At 67.3% G+C, this 16,619-nt stretch carries 15 protein-coding genes; 14 read left to right on the forward strand and 1 reads right to left on the reverse strand.

What is annotated here, in order from left to right; genetic code table 11:
• Window positions 1–47: 47 nt before the first annotated feature.
• The 3 genes from AACH11_RS12840 to AACH11_RS12850 all read left to right on the forward strand — a co-directional run bounded on the left by AACH11_RS12840 (window position 48) and on the right by AACH11_RS12850 (window position 2,802).
• Window positions 48–959: a nuclear transport factor 2 family protein gene (locus tag AACH11_RS12840; RefSeq protein ID WP_341374634.1), complete on the forward strand. Its 912-nt coding sequence runs from the start codon at window positions 48–50 to the stop codon at window positions 957–959.
• Between the two features lie 132 nt (window positions 960–1,091).
• Window positions 1,092–1,961 carry a macro domain-containing protein gene (locus tag AACH11_RS12845; protein WP_341374635.1) on the forward strand — a complete coding sequence of 290 codons (870 nt, stop codon included), beginning with the start codon at window positions 1,092–1,094 and terminating at the stop codon, window positions 1,959–1,961.
• Window positions 1,954–2,802 carry an SIR2 family NAD-dependent protein deacylase gene (locus AACH11_RS12850; RefSeq protein ID WP_341374636.1) on the forward strand — a complete coding sequence of 283 codons (849 nt, stop codon included), beginning with the start codon at window positions 1,954–1,956 and terminating at the stop codon, window positions 2,800–2,802. Before AACH11_RS12845 ends, AACH11_RS12850 begins: the two co-directional genes overlap by 8 nt.
• A gap of 53 nt (window positions 2,803–2,855) precedes the next feature.
• On the opposite strand, the gene AACH11_RS12855 is transcribed toward AACH11_RS12850, so the two are convergent.
• Window positions 2,856–4,628, reverse strand: coding sequence for a sigma 54-interacting transcriptional regulator (locus AACH11_RS12855; protein WP_341374637.1), 1,773 nt, complete (start codon window positions 4,626–4,628; stop codon window positions 2,856–2,858).
• A gap of 195 nt (window positions 4,629–4,823) precedes the next feature.
• On the opposite strand from AACH11_RS12855, the gene AACH11_RS12860 reads away from it, so the two are divergent.
• From AACH11_RS12860 to cysW, 11 genes are all read left to right on the forward strand, one after another.
• Window positions 4,824–5,597, forward strand: coding sequence for a coniferyl-alcohol dehydrogenase (locus AACH11_RS12860; RefSeq protein ID WP_341374638.1), 774 nt, complete (start codon window positions 4,824–4,826; stop codon window positions 5,595–5,597).
• Between the two features lie 23 nt (window positions 5,598–5,620).
• Entirely contained in the window at window positions 5,621–7,072 is a 1,452-nt protein-coding gene (locus tag AACH11_RS12865) for an aldehyde dehydrogenase (protein WP_341374639.1), read from the forward strand.
• 89 nt (window positions 7,073–7,161) lie between these two features.
• Window positions 7,162–8,472 carry an ABC transporter substrate-binding protein gene (locus AACH11_RS12870; protein ID WP_341374640.1) on the forward strand — a complete coding sequence of 437 codons (1,311 nt, stop codon included), beginning with the start codon at window positions 7,162–7,164 and terminating at the stop codon, window positions 8,470–8,472.
• A gap of 25 nt (window positions 8,473–8,497) precedes the next feature.
• A complete protein-coding gene (locus tag AACH11_RS12875) occupies window positions 8,498–9,229 on the forward strand; it encodes an ABC transporter ATP-binding protein (protein ID WP_341374641.1) in 732 nt (243 codons plus the stop codon).
• On the forward strand, window positions 9,226–9,948 hold the full coding sequence (locus AACH11_RS12880) for an ABC transporter ATP-binding protein (RefSeq protein WP_341374642.1): 723 nt from the start codon (window positions 9,226–9,228) through the stop codon (window positions 9,946–9,948). Before AACH11_RS12875 ends, AACH11_RS12880 begins: the two co-directional genes overlap by 4 nt.
• Before the next feature lie 2 nt (window positions 9,949–9,950).
• Window positions 9,951–10,838, forward strand: a complete 888-nt coding sequence (locus AACH11_RS12885) for a branched-chain amino acid ABC transporter permease (protein ID WP_341374643.1) — start codon at window positions 9,951–9,953, stop codon at window positions 10,836–10,838.
• A gap of 4 nt (window positions 10,839–10,842) precedes the next feature.
• Window positions 10,843–11,901, forward strand: a complete 1,059-nt coding sequence (locus AACH11_RS12890) for a branched-chain amino acid ABC transporter permease (protein WP_341374644.1) — start codon at window positions 10,843–10,845, stop codon at window positions 11,899–11,901.
• A gap of 566 nt (window positions 11,902–12,467) precedes the next feature.
• Window positions 12,468–13,514 carry a tRNA pseudouridine(13) synthase TruD gene (gene truD / locus AACH11_RS12895; RefSeq protein ID WP_341374645.1) on the forward strand — a complete coding sequence of 349 codons (1,047 nt, stop codon included), beginning with the start codon at window positions 12,468–12,470 and terminating at the stop codon, window positions 13,512–13,514.
• A gap of 214 nt (window positions 13,515–13,728) precedes the next feature.
• Window positions 13,729–14,760 (forward strand): sulfate ABC transporter substrate-binding protein, encoded by a 1,032-nt coding sequence (locus tag AACH11_RS12900; RefSeq protein ID WP_341374646.1) that lies wholly within the window; start codon window positions 13,729–13,731, stop codon window positions 14,758–14,760.
• Between the two features lie 4 nt (window positions 14,761–14,764).
• On the forward strand, window positions 14,765–15,604 hold the full coding sequence (gene cysT, locus AACH11_RS12905) for a sulfate ABC transporter permease subunit CysT (RefSeq protein ID WP_341374647.1): 840 nt from the start codon (window positions 14,765–14,767) through the stop codon (window positions 15,602–15,604).
• Window positions 15,605–15,637: 33 nt separating this feature from the next.
• Window positions 15,638–16,564, forward strand: coding sequence for a sulfate ABC transporter permease subunit CysW (gene cysW, locus AACH11_RS12910; protein WP_341374648.1), 927 nt, complete (start codon window positions 15,638–15,640; stop codon window positions 16,562–16,564).
• Window positions 16,565–16,619 lie beyond the last annotated feature (55 nt).

A 16,619-nucleotide genomic window follows, 5' to 3' on the forward strand; every position in this document is an offset into this window, starting at 1 on the left:
CCGCCCGGCACAGTGACGGCACGATTCAACCACTGACCATCAACCTGATGCGACGCCCCTCCGCCCTGCTCTGCGCCACCCTGATCGCCCTCGCCGCCGCCACGTCGGCGACGGCCGCCCAGCCCGCCGCTTCGTCCACCGTCCCGTCCCCGTCCAAGTCCAAGTCCAGCCTCCGCACCACCGCCATGTCCGCGAACCACAAGCCCCAGGTCACCGCCCTCCTGAAGTCGATCGAGACAGGCGAGGCCGCCCCGGTGGCCGTGATCAACCCCGCCAGGTACATCCAGCACAACCTGGCCGTGGCCGATGGCCTGGCCGGCTTCGGTGCCGTGCTGCAGGCCCTGCCCAAGGGCTCGGCGCGGGTGAACACCGTGCGCGTGTTCCAGGACGGCGACTTCGTCTTCGCCCACACCGAGTACGACTTCTTCGGCCCCAAGATCGGCTTCGACATCTTCCGCTTCGAGGACGGCCGGATCGTCGAGCACTGGGACAACCTGCAGCCGACGCCGGCGGCCGCCAACCCGAGCGGCCGCACCATGACCGACGGCCCGACCACGGCCCGGGATCTGGCGCACACCGCGCAGAACAAGGCCCTGGTGGCCTCGTTCGTGGATGACATCCTGGTCAACGGCCGCATGGCCAGGATCGACCAGTACATCGTGGCGGACCACTACCGCCAGCACAACCCGCAGATCGCCGACGGCCTGAAGGGCCTGGGCGACGCGCTGGCGGCCATGGCCAAGGCCGGCGTGAGCATGAAGTACCAGACCGTGCACAAGGTGCTGGGCGAGGGCGACTTCGTGCTGACGGTCAGCGAGGGCGAGTTCGCCGGCAAGCCCACCGCCTTCTACGACCTGTTCCGCGTGGACGCAGGCAAGATCGTCGAACACTGGGACGTGATCGAGACCATTGCGCCGCGCAGCGAGTGGAAGAACGCGAACGGCAAGTTCGGGTTCTGAGCGGGGAGGCGACTTCATGATCCGCCACAAAAGCCTGCACACCGTCGCAGCGGCCTCGCTCGTCGCCGCAACCCTGGTCGCCGCGCCCTCCGCCGGGGCCGCCGGCCATTGCGCACGCCAGGGTTTCTGATCTTGTCCAAGGGCCACCCAACATCGTCCTGGCAGGCACCGGAGCCGGCTCATCTGGCCGAGGTGCCCGCACTCGTTCAGGCGCTGCTCGACCATCTGGCCGACGAAGGCCTGAGGGTGCCGCCTGGCGTGCCAGCGGGCGATGCGCTGCAGCGCCTGCGCATCCTGCTGACGCTGCGCGCGCCCGGCGACCTGCCCGAGGGACAGGCGCTGGCCCTGGATCGGGTGCTCCAGCACCTGCGCACGTGCCGCCACGAGACGGAAGCGCTGGCACTGCCCATCGAGCCAGGCTGGTCCGAACTGTCACTGTGGCAGGGTGACATCACCACCCTGCGCGCCGACGCCATCGTCAACGCCGCCAATGCCCGCCTGCTGGGCTGTTTCCAGCCCTTGCACGCCTGCATCGACAACGCGATCCATTGGCAGGCTGGACCACGGCTGCGCCGGGACTGCGACCGGTTGATGGCGGCTCAGCCCGGGCTGGAGCCCACCGGCTCTGCACGCCTGACGCTGGGCTACAACCTGCCGGCTCGCCTGGTATTGCACACGGTCGGGCCCATCGTGCGCGACCACAGCCCGACCGCACGGGACCGTGCTGATCTGGCCGCGTCCTACGAGGCGTGCCTGGATCTCGCGGCCGCGCAGCCGGACATCCTCACGCTGGCCTTCTGCGGCGTCTCGACCGGTGTCTTCGGCTACCCCAGGCCACAGGCTGCGCGCGTCGCACTGGCCACCACCGCCGCGTGGCTGGCACGGCACCCTGGCCGCTTTGCGCGCGTGGTGTTCAACGTCTTCAGCGCGCAGGACGCAGCGGCCTACCGGCAGGCGCTCGACGCGCATCCCGGGCCCATGCGCCACCAACACCATGAATGAAGCCGCCATCGAGACCCTGTGCACCTGGCTCGGTGATGCCGAGGCGGTGCTGATCGCTGCCGGCGCGGGCATGAGCGCTGCCGCCGGACTGGACTACGGCGACCGTCGCCGCTTTGCCGAGCTGTTTCCCGCGCTCTTGCCTCTGGGGCTGCGCGCCCGCTACGAGCTCATCGGGCGCACCGATCTGCCGGAGGCGCTCTTCTGGCCGTTCTGGGCCCGGCATGTCGCTGACATCTGTTTCGGTCCACGCGACGATCCACCCTACCGCGACCTGCAGGCGTTGACCCGCCAGCACGACCGCTTTGTGCTCACGTCCAATGTGGACAGCCTGTTCGAACGCAACGGCTTTGATGCCGGGCACATCCATACCCCGCAGGGCGATTACCGGCTGATGCAGTGTGCGCGTGCCTGCACGCCGCAGGTGTGGCCCAGCGAACCCCAGCTGCGCCGGGTCTTGGCCGCCACGGATGCGCAGACGCAGCGGCTGGTCGACCGCAGCGCCCTTCCGCGCTGCCCGGTGTGCAGTGGCCCGGTCTTCCTCAACGTCCGCATCGACGGGTATTTCATCGAGCAGCCCCATGCCGAGTCCGGGCAGCGGCTGGCGCGCTGGCTGGCCGATCAGCAGGCGCGGCGATTGTTGATCCTGGAGATCGGCGCAGGCTTCAACACCCCCAGCGTGATCCGCTGGCCTTGTGAGGGACTGGCGGCCCGTCGTCCCAACACCAAACTGGCGCGACTGAATCTGACACACAGCGCCCTTCAAAGCCCTCTGGGCGAGCGTGGCCTGTCAATCACCGGCGATGCTGGCGAAGTACTGGCACGCCTGGTTGGTCTGCGCTGAACAGCAACCCTGGTTGGATTGGACGTTCAGGATGCACGTTTGGATCACTCACCCTACAGGATACCGTCGCGCTTGAGCCGATAGGCGAGCTGGGCGCGGGTCAAGCCCAGCTGTCTGGCGGCTTCCGACACGTTGTATTTCGCCGCGACCAGCACCTTGCGGTACCCGCTGGCCTCCGATGCCTTCGACAGCGCAGGGACGTTGTCCGAGACGCGAACGCTGCGAACGGCCTGCGACGCCTCCTGCGGAGCCCCCACCAGTTTGCCCACGACGCTGACCAGCAACCCTTCGCTGGAAAGGTTCTCGTCCCCGCGGAACATGTGGTGGACGTCGATGGGCTCATCGTGCTCCGCCATGATCACCCCGCGCTCGACCAGGTTCTGCAACTCTCGGATGTTGCCCGGGAAGGCGTACTGCAGCAGGGTCTGCACAGCCCGTGGCGTGAAGCCCGGCACCTCGCGCCGGTGCATCGCGCAATAGCGCCTCAGGAAGGCCTCCATCAGCAGCGGAATGTCGTCTCGGCGGTCCTTCAGCGGGGGCAAGGTGATCGGGAAGACATTCAAGCGGAAGAACAGATCCTCGCGGAAGCGACCGGCGCTCACCTCGTCGCGCAGATCCACGTTGGTGGCCGCCACCACACGCACGTCGACCTCCATCTCACGGGTGCCGCCGACCCGCTCGATGCGGCGTTCCTGCAAGGCACGCAACAGCTTGCCCTGGGCCACGAAGCTGAGCGACGCCACCTCGTCCAGAAACAGCGTGCCGCCCTTGGCACGCTCGAAGCGCCCCGGCCGCGAGGCGGTGGCGCCGGTGTAGGCCCCGCGCTCGACTCCGAACAGCTCGGACTCGATCAGCGTGTCCGGAATGGCGGCACAGTTGATGGCCACGAAGGGCGCCTCGCGGCGCGGGCTGATCTCGTGCAGCGTCTGGGCAAACAGCTCCTTGCCCGCGCCGGAGGGGCCCGTGAACAGCACAGTGGCGGTGGTGGGCGCCACACGTTCGATCAGATGGCGAGCCGCGCTGAAGCTCGATGAGATGCCAATGAGGCGGTCACCTGTGGCCAGGGTGTCGCCATCCGGCAGAGCCCTGTACCGGCTGACCTCGGAGACCGGCACGCTGACATTGCGGCGGACCTGCAGGGCCGAGGCCTCGGGTGCGAAGTAGCGCAGATCTGCCTCGGGATCATCCCACTGGTCCACAGGCTTGCCCACGATCCTGCAGGCATCGGCACCGCTGGAACGGCAGGCCACCTCGCGGTAGATGATCCTCTTGCCCATGAAGGCGCTGGCATAGCCGCTGGCGTAGCCCACCTGCATCCAGCAGGCCGGCTCGGTGCCGATGCCGAACGAGGCGATGTGCTCGTCGTCCTCGCTGGAGTCGTGCCACCAGTAGTCGGCGAAGAAGTCGCCCCGGGCGATGTCGAACTCGAACGTGATGGTCTCGGGCCGCACGATGCCTTCGAGCTTGTGCATGCGCGGTCCGGCATGGAAGGCGTTGGCCGGATCGCTGTCCGGCCAGGTCTGGCGGACCAATTCCGCATCGCGCGCACCGGCGGCATAGCCCACGCGGGTCAGCAGCGAGCGGGCCTGCTCCTGGCCCAGCGTCGCGATCAGCTCTTGCCGCAATCCGCCGTAGGTGGATGAGCGCCACAGCACCATGCGCTGGTCGTTGAGCCAGATGCGCCCGTCGCCGGGCGAGAAGACCAACGTCTCGGTCAGGTCGCGCAGCGTGGGCGTGGCGCCTTCATCGGTGTCTGCAAAGGTTCGGCTCTGCCCGGCCTTGCTCTGCAGTTCAGCCAGGGACAGCCGCTTCGGTGATCTCGCCATCGGCGTTTGACGCAGAAGAATTTGATCATCAATTATTGATCAATTCAGCGCAGTTGAATTCCGGGTATTCACCAGACACGATCTTCCAAGTCATTGCTTCATATGGATTTTTCTGCGGAACGACACCTGGCACCTGACTTGCGATTGATGAAGCCAACCCCCTCTTCGTCTGCGTGAACCACAGGAGACCGTTCCATGCTGCAAGGCAAGACCCTCATCGTCACCGGCGCCGCGTCCGGCATTGGCGCCGCGACCGCCGCCCTCGTCCAGCGCCAAGGGGCGAACGTCATCTCGGTGGACATCAATCCGCCCAGGCAGGTCGTCGGGACCTTTTTTCAAGCCGATCTCTCCGACCAGGCCTCCATCGACCGCCTGGTCGCTGCACTCCCCGCCGGAGTCCATGGCCTGGCCAACATCGCAGGCCTGCCGCCTACCCGTCCTGCGGAAGCAGTCGTAGCCGTGAATCTGGTGGGCCTGAAGTACCTGACCACCCAACTGGTGCCCAAACTCGCTGATGGCGCGTCCATCGTCAACCTGGCCTCGTTGGCTGGCATGGGCTGGGCGGACGCCAAGGCGCAGGTCGACGCCAGCGCGAACCTCGATTTCGGTGATGTGCCCGCCTTCTGCAAGGCCCATGGCATCGAAGGCCCGCGCAGCTATTTCTTCTCCAAGGAAGCGCTGATCGTCTGGACCATGCAGAACCGTTGGACCTGGCGTGCACGCGGCATCCGCATGAACTCGGTCAGCCCGGGCCCGGTCGACACCCCGATCCTGAAGGACTTCCTGGAGACGCTGGGCGCTCGCGCCGAGGAAGACATGAAGACGATGGATCGCCCGGGCACCCCGGACGACATCGCACCCGTGGTGGCCTTCCTGCTGTCTGACGGCGCTGCCTGGATCCGAGGCACCAATGTACCCACCGACGGCGGCATGTTCTCCAACGTGATGTGCCAGATCAACGGCTACTGAGCCAGGCCACAAGGACCTTACCCATGAAGAAGATCTCCATGCTCATCCACGGCGAGTCGGTTCAGGCCACCGGCGGCGCCACCTTCACCCGTGCCAACCCACTCGACGGTCAGGTGGCCACCGAAGCGCCGGCAGCGACGGTGGCCGACGCAGTCGCCGCAGTGGATGCCGCTGCGGCAGCCTTCCCTGGCTGGGCCGCAATGGGCCCAGGCGAACGGCGGGGGATGCTGCTCAAGGCTGCCGCGGCCCTTGAAGCGAAAGCCGAAGATTTCGCGACCGCCATGGCGGGGGAGACGGGGTCGTCTGGCATCTGGGCAGGCTTCAATGTCCACCTGGCGGCAGACATGCTGGTCGAAGCGGCTGCCCTGACCACTCAGATCGCCGGTGAGGTGATCCCTTCCAACGTCCCCGGCAGCCTGGCCATGGCCACTCGCCAACCGGCGGGCGTCGTGCTGGGCATCGCGCCGTGGAACGCCCCGGTCATCCTGGGCGTGCGAGCCGTGGCTGTGCCCCTGGCCTGCGGCAACACGGTGGTGCTCAAGGGCAGCGAACTCTGCCCGGCGACCCACGGCCTGATCATCCAGGCGCTGCAGGAGGCAGGCCTGCCCAAGGGCGTGGTGAACTTCGTGACCAACGCACCGAAGGATGCAGCCGACGTGGTGGCGGCCTTGATCGCCCACCCGGCCGTCAAGCGCGTCAACTTCACCGGGTCGACCCATGTGGGCAAGGTGATCGCCATGCGGTGCGCAGAGCACCTCAAGCCCTCGGTGCTGGAACTCGGCGGCAAGGCCCCGCTGCTCGTTCTGGACGACGCGGACATCGACGCCGCCGTCAATGGTGCAGCCTTCGGCGCCTTCGCCAATTCGGGTCAGATCTGCATGTCCACCGAGCGGATCATCGTTGACCGCCAGGTGGCGGATGTGTTCGTGGCCAAGTTGGCCGCGAAGGCGCAATCGCTGCCGCTGGGCGATCCCCGCAAGGGCCCGGTGGTTCTGGGATCGGTGGTGGACATGGCCACCGTCAAGCGAGCCAACGACCTGATCGATGACGCCGTGGCCAAGGGCGCGACGCTGGTGTGCGGCGGCAAGGCCACCGACACCTTGATGGCGGCCACCCTGCTTGACCATGTGACGCCTCAGATGCGCATCTACAGCGAAGAGACCTTCGCGCCGGTCAAGGGCATCGTCCGTGTGGATGGCGAAGAGGCTGCCGTCGCCTGCGCCAACGACAACGCCTTCGGTCTCTCGTCCGCAGTCTTCACGCGGGACACCGCACGCGGCTGGCGTGTGGCCCAGCGCATCGAATCGGGCATTTGCCATGTGAATGGCCCCACGGTCCATGACGAGGCCCAGATGCCGTTCGGTGGCGTCAAAGCCAGTGGCTGGGGGCGCTTTGGCGGCCAGGCCGGCATCGAGGCCTTCTCCGAGCTGCGCTGGATCACCCTCCAGACGAGCCCCCGGCACTACCCCTTCTGACTTCCTAAGGGGCGTGGCCACGACGGCCCGCCACAGGTCCTCAGCCAGCGTTCCCCTGCGGATCCCCCGCCCTCACAACGGAGACAAGAATGAGCCCACACGACGACAAGAACATTCCTCTCGACCAAGCCACCCGTCGCCGCATCCTCGGTGCCACCGGCGCCGCAGGCCTGACCCTGCTGGTGCCGGGCTTCGCCCGCGCGCAGTCTGGCGACACCCTGAAGGTGGGTTTCATCAGCCCGCGCACCGGCCCGCTGGGCAGCTTTGGTGAAGGCGATGGGTATGTGCTGGACCTGGTCCGCAAGGCCCTGGCACCGGGTCTGAAGATCGGCGGCAAGACCTACAAGGTCGAACTGCTCGACCGCGACACCCAGTCCGATCCGGCGCGCGCCAGCCAGCTGGCCAAGGCCCTGATCAACAACGACAAGATCGACCTGATGCTGACCACCTCGACACCCGAGGTGGTCAACCCCGTGTCCGACGCCTGTGAGGCCGCAGGCGTGCCTTGCCTGGCGACGGTGATGCCCTGGGAGGCCTGGTACTTTGGCCGTGGTGCCAAGCCGGGCCAGCCTTCGCCCTTCAAGTGGACCTACCTGTTCTCGTTCGGTGTGGCCAACTTCGTGAAGTCCTACGTCTCGCAGTGGAACGCCATTCCCAACAACAAGAAGGTCGCGGCACTGCTGCCCAACGACGCGGATGGCAACGCGATCCGCGCAGCCATGCTCCCTGAGCTGACCAAGGCCGGCTTCACGATCGTTGATGGCGGCCCGTACGAGACCGGCACCACCGACTTCACCGCGCAGATCGCCAAGTTCAAGGCCGAGAAGTGCGAGATCCTGATGACCTTCCCGATCCCGCCGGACTTCGCCACCTTCTGGCGCCAGGCCGCGCAGCAGGGTCTGGCCAAGACGATGAAGGTCGTGCAGACCGCCAAGACCGGCCTCTTCGCGTCGACGATCGAGGTGCTCGGCCCCCTGGGCTTCAACATCTCGGTTTCGGCCTATTGGCACAAGGACTTCCCGTACAAGTCGGCAGCCACCGGGGTGACGGGTCACCAACTTGCCGATGGCTTCGAGAAGGTGTCCGGCAAGCAGTGGAATCAGCAGCTCGGCGCCTCGCTGTCGTTGCTGGATGCGGGTATTGCCGCCCTGAAGGCCAGCAGCAACCCGAAGGACAAGGCCGCCGTGGCCAAGTCGCTGGCTTCGCTGCAGACCACCACCATGATGGGCCAGCTGGACTTCACCAAGGGCCCGGTCGCCAATGTGTCGGCCACGCCCATGATCGGCGCGCAGTGGGTCAAAGCCCCGTCGGGCTCGAAGTTCAAGTACGACTATGTGCTCACCGAGAACGCCGGCGATGCCAGCGTTCCTGTGAGCCGCAAGGTGGTCCCGTTCTCCTGAACCCTTCTCCTGTTCCTCCGCAAGCATGTCTGAGCAAACGCTCCTCTCGGCTCGAGGCATCGTCAAGCGGTTCGGCGCCAACACCGTGCTCGCCGGCGTGGATTTCAAACTCCACGCTGGCGAGGCCGTTGGCATCGTCGGACCCAATGGCGCTGGCAAGACCACCCTTCTCGCTGCCCTCGCAGGCTCCTTGCCCGTGGCCGGGGGAACCATCCATTACCTCGGTCAGGATGTGACCCGCCTGGACGCGGCCGAGCGCTGCCGTCTGGGCATCGCACGCAGCCACCAGGTGCCTCGCCCCTTCACGGGCATGACGGTGTTCGAGAACGTTCTCACCGCCGCCATGTTCGGCGGCGGCTTCTCCCGGCACGAGGCCTACGACCGCAGTGTGGATGCCATCTCGCTGTGCGGGATGATGGCCGTGGCCAACAAGCCCACTGAGGCGCTGGGCCTGCTGGACCGCAAGCGCCTGGAGCTCACCCGCGCGCTGGCCACGGCACCCAAGCTGCTGTTCCTCGACGAGATCGGCGGCGGCTTGACCGATGGGGAGGCCCAGGCGCTGGTCGAGACCATCCGGACCCTGCGCGGGCGCGGCATCACCATCGTCTGGATCGAGCACATCGTGCATGTGCTGGTGCAGGTCATTGAACGGCTGGTGTGCATGGACGCGGGCCAGATCATCGCCGACGGCTCGCCCGACGAGGTGCTCTCCAACGAGACCGTCGTCAGCGCCTACCTGGGAGGACATCGGACATGAGCCTGTTGGACGTACACAAGCTCGAAGCCCGCCACGGGCTGCTCAAGGCCGTGCGGGGCATCGACTTGGCCATCCGCTCCGGCGAGCGCCTGGCCCTGGTGGGTGCCAATGGCGCAGGCAAGACCACCTTGCTGCGCACCTTGGCCGGCATCCATCCCGCCAGCGCGGGCAGCATCACTTTCGACGGCGAAGACCTGACCTCCTTGCCGGCTCATGTCCGTGCAGCCAAGGGCATCGCCCTGGTGCCGGAAGGACGCAAGCTCTTCGGCTCCATGACCGTGGCCGAAAACCTGCAGGTGGCGGCTTCAGCAGGCCGGTCGGGCCACTGGAACTTCGAGACGGTGGTCGATGCCTTCCCGCAACTCAAGCCCAAGCTCAAGGCATTGGCCAGCGCGCTCTCGGGCGGGCAGCAACAGGCGGTGGCCATCGGACGAGCCCTGATGACCAACCCTCGGCTGCTGCTGCTTGACGAGGTGTCGCTGGGGCTTTCCCCCGCCGCGGTGCAAGGGGTCTACGACTCCCTGGCCCAGGTGGTGGCCATGAAGACCACGTTGGTCCTGGTGGAGCAAGACCTGCAGAGGACCTTCGACTTCGCGGACCGGATCGTGTGCGTGCTTGAAGGCACGGTAGTGGCCTCAGGCCTGACCAGCGAGCTGACCCGCGACGAGGTCATGGCGCATTACTTCGGGCATCGCAGCCAGCCCGCGGCGGAGGTGTGACAGTGGCGCTGATCAATCAGATCCTGCAGGGCATCCTGCTTGGGGGCTACTACGCCCTGATGGCCTGCGGCCTGTCTTTCATGTTCGGGGTGATGCGGATCATCAACCTGGCGCATGGCACCCTGGCCGTGATGGCGTCGTACGGGGTGTTCTGGCTGGCCGACCGGCACGACATCCATCCCTTCATCGGGCTGCTGCTGAGCATCCCGGTGATGGGCCTGTTGGGCTGGGGCCTGCACCGCCTGGTGCTGGAGCGCAGCGCCAAGGCGGGCGAGCTGGTGCCCATCCTGGCCACCTTTGGCGTGGCGGTGGCGCTGGACAACACCTTGTTCACGACCTTTGGTGCCGACACCCGCTCGCTGGCGCCGTACATCGACACGCTCTCCTACGATGGGATCGACGTCGCGGGCTTCAACTTCGGCCACCTGGCGTTGCTGACCTTCGCAGTGGCCGTCGCCATGTTGGGCGGCCTGCACCTGATGCTCAAGCACACGGCACTGGGGCGGCGCATCCGCGCCGTGGCCGATGACCCTGCCACGGCCCAACTGGTGGGCGTCAATGCCGCACGGGTGAATGCCGCAGCCGCCGCGATTGCGATGTCGACCGTGGCCGTGGCCGGGACCTTCCTCGCCATGCGGGCCGCGGTAGACCCCTACGCCGGCGCGCCGCAGCTGATCTTCGCCTTTGAGGCGGTGATGATCGGCGGCCTGGGTTCCCTCTGGGGCACGCTGGCGGGCGGCATTGCGCTGGGTGTCGCCCAGAGCCTTGGCGCCAGTGTTCACAGCCAAGGCTTCCTGATCGCCGGTCATCTGCTCTTCCTGGGTGTCATGTTGGCGCGTGTGCTGCTCGACGGCCGCTCGCTGTCCTCATTCCTCAAGCTCTCGCGGTGATCCCATGAAGACCACTTCTTACTCATCGACCGTCTCGTCCACGAGCGCAGAGCCGGCACCTGTGGCCTTTGCTGTCGAGCGCTGGACCTGGCTGTCCAAGTTTTCCGTCAGTGCCGTGGTGGCCGGGCAGGTGCTGCTCGCCCTGGCGCCTCTGGTTCTGGACGCTGGCGCCATCGACAGGCTCACCACGCTCTACATCTACGGCATCCTGGCCTTGATGTGGAACGCACTGGCCGGATACGCCGGCTTGGTGTCGGTGGGGCACCAGGCCTTCTTCGGCCTGGGCGCCTATGCTGCCGTGCGCATTGCCGACGCGGGCATGCCGCCATACCTTGCACTTTTCGTCGCGGCCGTCGTCGTGGCAGCAGCGGCCATCCCTCTGTCCTCGTTCATGCTGAGACTCAAGGGTGGCGAATTCGCCATTGGCATGTGGGTGGTGGCGGCCCTCTGTCACCTGCTGGTCAACCTGGATGGCCTGGTGCAGGGAGAAACTGGCACGTCGTTGATCTCGATGCAGCAGGTGCCCACGGAAACCCGGCGACTCGCCACCTACTGGTTCGCACTGGCTGCAATGGCAGGTCTGGCGTGGTGTGTGTTCGGGCTCTTGCGAAGCAAGGTCGGCAGCGCACTGCAAGCGATCCGCGACAGCCAGGAAGCAGCGGCCTCGGTTGGCATCCAGGTGCTGCCAACCAAGCGCCTGATCTTCGTGTTGTCCGCCTTCGGTTGCGCATTGGCAGGGGCGCTGTGGCTGGCCACTGCGGTCACCTTCCAGCCCAAGACCTACTTCAGTGTGCAGTGGACCGCCTACATGCTGTTCATGGTGCTGGTCGGCGGCATTGGCACCTATGAGGGCCCGATCATCGGCGCGATTCTCTTCTTCGCCGTGGAGACCGCATTCGGGGCGGCCGGTGTCACCTACCTGATCGGCCTGGGACTGGTGGCCGTGCTGTTTGCCCTGCTGCTGCCCAAGGGCGTCTGGGGAACCATCGAGTGCCGGTCGGGGCTGCAGTTGCTGCCGGTGGGGTACAGACTTCGCACCGTACGGCAATCGAGGATGGACTGAGCTGCAAGCGTCCAACGCAAGCTCCTCTCGCCAGATGCTGTGGCGTCGATGATCGGTCCACGGCCTTTATGGCCTCGATCTCGGCTATCCAAACGCATCCGTACCGGGCTGGCTCGATGTCCTCCATGTCATCACGAACATGATCGCAGGTCGTGGAAACACATCTGCTCCGGTTCCTTTTCGCAGAACTGGATCTGGACGGTCGAGCCACGTCCGGGCACAGTGCCGCATCCCCCCCCACCGCACCGAAAGTGCCTGCAAGGCCATCGGCCCGCTCCGAACAGGCAGTAGGCTGCGCCTCCAGGAACCCCGCCATGGAATGGATCCCCGTCTTCCTCGTCACCTTCAAACTGCTGGTCTTCGGCATCGGGATGTTCTTCGCCATCAAGTGGCACTACGACCAGGGCAAGAAATGACGCGGCAGGTGTCATGGCCGGTGGGGGGTGTCCGCCGCTGCGGCAGCGGCCACCGGTAGCACAGCGGATCCGGCGAGAATCGCGGCCCGATCCGCCCTTGCCCGATCCGCCGCAGCCGCCCCCCGCAGCCCGCGGCGACCGCCCGCCGCCATGACCGACACCCCCTCCTACACCACCCTGCCTTCGTGGCCCCCGGCCTATCCGGTCAGCGGCGCCAGCGCCACGCTGAAGGCCTGCAACGAGGACTTCCTCGTGACCGAGCTGCCGCTGCAGCTCCCCTCCGGTGAAGGTGAGCACGTCTGGCTGGACGTCGAGAAGAACGGCGCCAACACCGCCTACGTGGCCCAGCAGCTGGCCGAGGCCGCGGGCGTCACGGTGCGCGATGTCGGCTACGCCGGCCTGAAGGACCGCCATGCGATCACGCGCCAGTGGTTCAGCATCTACCTGCCGATCCCCAAGGGCCAGGGCGAAACGCCCGACCTGATGGCCCTGCAGCACCCTGAGTTCAAGGTGCTGGCGCAGAGCCGCCACGTGAAGAAGCTGCGCCCCGGCGATCTGCAGGGCAACCGCTTCCGCATCGTGCTGCGCGACGTGACCGGCGACCGCGCCGCGATCGAGGCCAACCTGCAGGCCGTGGCCACGCACGGCGTACCCAACTACTTCGGCGCCCAGCGCTTCGGCCATGACGGCGGCAACGTCGAGCAGGGCCGGGCCATGCTGGCGCGCGAGAAGCGCGTGCGCAACCCGAAGAACAAGGGCATCTACCTGTCGGCGGTGCGCTCCTTCGTCTTCAACGAGGTGCTGGCGCTGCGCATCGGGCAAGGGCTGTGGGGCCAGACCGTTCCCGGCGACGTGCTGGACGAGGCCGGCCTGCCCACCGGCCCGCTGTGGGGCCGCGGCCGCGTGAGCACCAGCGACCAGGCCCAGGCGCTGGAGAACGGCGTGGCCGAGCGCCACGCCACGCTGTGCGACGGCATGGAACACGCCGGCCTCGACCAGGACCGCCGCGCGCTGGTCGCGCGTCCGGCCGAGCTGCACTGGGAATGGCCGCAGCCCGACCAGCTGGTGCTGAGCTTCAGTCTGCCGGCCGGGAATTACGCCACCGCGGTGCTCGACGAGATCCTGCGCACCACCGAGCCTGAGCGGCAGGCGGAAGGGGAGAGCAAGGGGGAGGGGGAGGCCGCACAGGCCGACTGATCGCCGACTGACCGCCGGGTCATGGCATGGGCTTGGCCCGGCGGTCAGCAGCATCGGCACGGACAGGCCCCTCACCCCGCAGGGAAGAAGTCACGGCGTGACGCCCACCACCCCTTCCTCGTTTTCCGCATGAGCTGACGCGTTCGTCTTCGTTGGTCGACTGAGGCGCCGTTCCTAGCATCCTGTCATCCCCCCGATGAACCGGATGTCCGAGATGAACCGCCCCGCCCTCCCCCGTCGTCTGCTGCTGGCCGCTGCCCTGGCCGCCACCACCCTGTCGGCCACGCTGGCCCCGCTGCCCGCACTCGCCAAGGACATCACGCTGCTGAACGTCAGCTACGACCCGACGCGCGAGTTCTACGCCGACGTCAACAAGGCCTTCGCTGCGCAGTGGAAGGCCCGCACAGGGGACACCGTCACCATCCGCCAGAGCCACGGCGGCTCGGGCAAGCAGGCCCGTTCGGTCATCGACGGCCTGGAGGCCGATGTGGTGACGCTGGCCCTGGCCTACGACATCGACGAGCTGTCGGACAAGGCCCGGCTGATCCCGGCCGACTGGCAGAAGCGCCTCAAGCACAACAGCAGCCCCTACACCAGCACCATCGTCTTCCTGGTGCGCAAGGGCAATCCGAAGGGCATCCAGGACTGGGACGACCTGGTCAAGCCGGGCATCGGCGTGATCACGCCCAACCCCAAGACCTCGGGCGGTGCCCGCTGGAACTACCTGGCGGCCTGGGGCTGGGCGCAGAAGAAGTACGGCTCGCAGGCCCAGGCGCAGCAGTACGTGGCCCGGCTGCTGGCCAACGTGCCGGTGCTCGACAGCGGCGCACGCGGCGCCACCACCACCTTCGTCGAACGCGGCGTCGGCGACGTGCTGCTGGCCTGGGAGAACGAGGCGCTGCTGGCGCTCAAGGAACTGGGCCCGGACAAGTTCGACATCGTCGCGCCCAGCGTCTCCATCCTGGCCGAGCCGCCGGTGACCGTGGTCGACAAGGTGGTCGACAAGCGCGGAACGCGTGCGGTGGCCCAGGCCTATCTGGACTTTCTGTACTCGCCCACGGGCCAGGATCTGGCCGGCCAGAACTACTACCGCCCGATCGACGCGTCCGCCGCGGCGAAGTACGCCCGCCAGTTCCCGAAGGTGGAGCTGTTCACCATCGACCAGGCCTTCGGCGGCTGGGCGAAGGCGCAGAAGACGCACTTCGCCGACGGCGGCACCTTCGACCAGATCTACACCCGCAAGTGAGGCGATGATGCTGACGCTGCGTCCTGCGCTGCTCAAGCGCCACAGCGTGCTGCCGGGTTTCGATCTGACGCTGGGCATCACCGTGCTGTACCTGGGCCTGATCGTGCTGGTGCCCTTGTCGGCCGCCTTCCTGAAGACGGCCTCGATGAGCTGGCCGGCCTTCTGGGAGGCGGTGGCCTCGCCCCGGGTGCTGGCCAGCTACCGGCTGACCTTTGGCGCCTCGCTGGCGGCGGCGCTGCTCAATGCCGTGTTCGGGCTGGCGGTGGCCTGGGTGCTGGTGCGCTATGACTTCCCGTTCAAGCGTCTGGTCGATGCCCTGGTGGATCTGCCGTTCGCGCTGCCCACCGCGGTGGCCGGCATCGCGCTGACGGCGCTCTACGCGCAGAACGGCTGGCTGGGCCAGTGGCTGCCGTTCAAGGTGGCGTTCACGCCGCTGGGGGTGTTCGTGGCGCTGGTGTTCATCGGCCTGCCCTTCGTGGTGCGCACGCTGCAGCCGGTGCTCGAGGACGTCTCGCGTGAGCTGGAGGAGGCGGCCGCCACGCTCGGTGCCGACCGCTGGCAGACCTTCCGCCGCGTGATCCTGCCGCTGATCACGCCGGCGCTGCTGACGGGTTTCGCGCTGGCCTTCGCCCGCGCACTCGGCGAGTACGGCAGCGTGATCTTCATCGCCGGCAACATGCCGATGGTCTCGGAGATCACGCCGCTGCTGATCATCACCAAGCTGGAGCAGTACGACTACGCCGGCGCCACCGCGATCGCCGTGGCCATGCTGGTCGCGGCCTTCATCCTGCTGCTGGCCATCAATGCGCTGCAGGCCTGGACGCGCCGCCGCCAAGGCCGCTGACCGTGTCCGGATTGCCGCGGAAGACCCCTCATCATGACCGCCATCTCCCTGCCTGCCGCCCCCCATCCAGCACCCCAGCCAGCACCGAGGCCGGCATCGCCACCGGCCCCCACCCCCTGGCCCGCCCTGCGTGCCGCCCCCGTCACCACCGAACCCGTCTGGGTGCGGCGGCTGCTGATCGGCCTGGCGCTCGGCTTTCTCGCGCTGTTCCTGTTCCTGCCGCTGGCCCTCGTCTTCCAGCAGGCCTTCTCCAAGGGCGTCGAGGTCTGGCTGGCCGCCGTGACCGAGCCCGACGCCCAGGCCGCCATCGTGCTGACCTTGACGGCCGCGCTCATCGCCGTGCCCTTGAATCTGGTGTTCGGCGTGGCCGCGGCCTGGCTGATCGCCAAGTTCGACTTCCGCGGCAAGAGCCTGCTGCTGACGCTGATCGACCTGCCGTTCTCGGTCAGCCCGGTGATCGCCGGCCTGATCTACGTGCTGGTCTTCGGCCTGCAGGGCTGGTTCGGCGAGGCGCTGCGCGACCACGACCTGAAGGTGATCTTCGCGGTGCCCGGCATCGTGCTGGCCACCACCTTCGTGACCCTGCCCTTCATCGCCCGCGAACTGATCCCGCTGATGCAGGCCCAGGGCACCGACCAGGAGGAGGCGGCCCGCATGCTGGGCGCCAGCGGCTGGCAGACCTTCCGTCGCGTGACGCTGCCCAACATCCGCTGGGCGCTGCTGTACGGCGTGATCCTGTGCAATGCGCGGGCCTTCGGTGAGTTCGGTGCGGTCAGCGTGGTCAGTGGCCACATCCGCGGCCAGACCAACACCTTGCCGCTGCACATCGAGATTCTCTACAACGAGTACCAGTTCGCCGCGGCCTTCGCCGTCGCCAGCCTGCTGGCCGGCCTGGCCCTGGTGACGCTGGCCCTGAAGTACATCGTCGAGCGCCGCGTCCACGGCGCGCGCCACGCCTGATCCGACCCCTCTGTCCCGTTGGCGGCCACCTTGGCCGCCCCATAGACCTGGAGAA

The organism is Pseudaquabacterium rugosum (assembly GCF_038066575.1).
Lineage (GTDB): Bacteria > Pseudomonadota > Gammaproteobacteria > Burkholderiales > Burkholderiaceae_C > Pseudaquabacterium > Pseudaquabacterium rugosum.

Excerpts from the sequence above, each read along its gene's own strand:
- cysT (WP_341374647.1), top strand. The coding sequence starts at position 14,765 with ATGATGCTGACGCTGCGTCCTGCGCTGCTCAAGCGCCACAGCGTGCTG.
- AACH11_RS12855 (WP_341374637.1), bottom strand. The coding sequence starts at position 4,628 with ATGGCGAGATCACCGAAGCGGCTGTCCCTGGCTGAACTGCAGAGCAAG.
- AACH11_RS12865 (WP_341374639.1), top strand. The coding sequence starts at position 5,621 with ATGAAGAAGATCTCCATGCTCATCCACGGCGAGTCGGTTCAGGCCACC.
- AACH11_RS12850 (WP_341374636.1), top strand. The coding sequence starts at position 1,954 with ATGAATGAAGCCGCCATCGAGACCCTGTGCACCTGGCTCGGTGATGCC.
- AACH11_RS12875 (WP_341374641.1), top strand. The coding sequence starts at position 8,498 with ATGTCTGAGCAAACGCTCCTCTCGGCTCGAGGCATCGTCAAGCGGTTC.
- AACH11_RS12900 (WP_341374646.1), top strand. The coding sequence starts at position 13,729 with ATGAACCGCCCCGCCCTCCCCCGTCGTCTGCTGCTGGCCGCTGCCCTG.
- AACH11_RS12870 (WP_341374640.1), top strand. The coding sequence starts at position 7,162 with ATGAGCCCACACGACGACAAGAACATTCCTCTCGACCAAGCCACCCGT.
- AACH11_RS12890 (WP_341374644.1), top strand. The coding sequence starts at position 10,843 with ATGAAGACCACTTCTTACTCATCGACCGTCTCGTCCACGAGCGCAGAG.
- AACH11_RS12880 (WP_341374642.1), top strand. The coding sequence starts at position 9,226 with ATGAGCCTGTTGGACGTACACAAGCTCGAAGCCCGCCACGGGCTGCTC.
- cysW (WP_341374648.1), top strand. The coding sequence starts at position 15,638 with ATGACCGCCATCTCCCTGCCTGCCGCCCCCCATCCAGCACCCCAGCCA.
- truD (WP_341374645.1), top strand. The coding sequence starts at position 12,468 with ATGACCGACACCCCCTCCTACACCACCCTGCCTTCGTGGCCCCCGGCC.
- AACH11_RS12840 (WP_341374634.1), top strand. The coding sequence starts at position 48 with ATGCGACGCCCCTCCGCCCTGCTCTGCGCCACCCTGATCGCCCTCGCC.
- AACH11_RS12860 (WP_341374638.1), top strand. The coding sequence starts at position 4,824 with ATGCTGCAAGGCAAGACCCTCATCGTCACCGGCGCCGCGTCCGGCATT.